2 pseudogenes are annotated in these 870 nt (G+C 63.4%); both read right to left on the minus strand.

Annotated features, from left to right (window positions below):
- A pseudogene (locus tag AHiyo1_RS24685) lies at positions 1 to 221 on the minus strand (serine protease inhibitor); the annotation flags it as partial.
- Positions 218 to 870: pseudogene (locus tag AHiyo1_RS10390) on the minus strand (3-methyladenine DNA glycosylase); the annotation flags it as partial. The pseudogenes AHiyo1_RS24685 and AHiyo1_RS10390, both read right to left, overlap by 4 nt.

The following is an 870-nucleotide window of genomic DNA, read 5'->3' on the forward strand; positions in this document are numbered from 1 at the left end:
CCGTATTGCTGGGTGCATATGCGGTCCGGCCGGGGCACGGGAAAGAAGATCTCCTCGCCGAACTGTTCGACGGCGGCAAGCGCCGCGCGGGGGTCCGGAAGGGTCGAGCCTTCGGAGACTTCGCCGCCCGAGCCGAGCAGGACGAACTCGTAGTCCGCGGCGCCTGGTGCCTCCGTCAGCGTGATGGTGAGCTCGACGTCGTACTTTGTGCTTGAAGTCATCGCTGTCCTTCGTGAGACGGTGTTTGTACCAGGAGATCCAGGAGCGGCCGCACGTGGTCGAGGACCCGCGCACGGAGCGCTTGGGCCTCGGCAGCGAACGCCCTCTGATACTCAACGTACTCGGCCTTGCCTTGTGGTGTCTCGATCCTGATGGCCGGGTATCCCCACTCTTCAAGGTCGTAGGGCGAGGCCTGCATGTCCATGACCCGGATCCGCCAGGACAGTTCGAAACAGTCCATCACGAACTCGCTCGGTAAGGCCGGCGTCAGTTTGTACGCCCATTTGTAGAGGTCCATGTTGGCGTGCAGGCAGCCCGGTTGCTCCATGGTGCGCTGGTTGTCCCGTGTCGGGGTGAGTTCGTTGAGCGGAATGGCGTCCGGCGTGTAGAAACGGAAGGCGTCGAAGTGCGAGCAGCGGATCCGGTTGTCTTCCACGACGGTGTCAGTGCCTTCGGAACCGAGGCGCAGCTTGAGGTATTCGTGGCGAAGATCGAACTTGTCCTGGCGGTAGACCATGGCCCACTCGTGGAGTCCGAAGCAACCAAACTGGGCGGGCCGCGCTACGGTTCCGGCAAGGATGATGCCGGCGAAGCGGATGGCTTCGGTGCGGTCGGCCACGAAGCGGCTGCGATCGAAGGTGACGGCAACGG

This window comes from Arthrobacter sp. Hiyo1 (assembly GCF_001263615.2).
Taxonomy (GTDB): domain Bacteria; phylum Actinomycetota; class Actinomycetes; order Actinomycetales; family Micrococcaceae; genus Arthrobacter.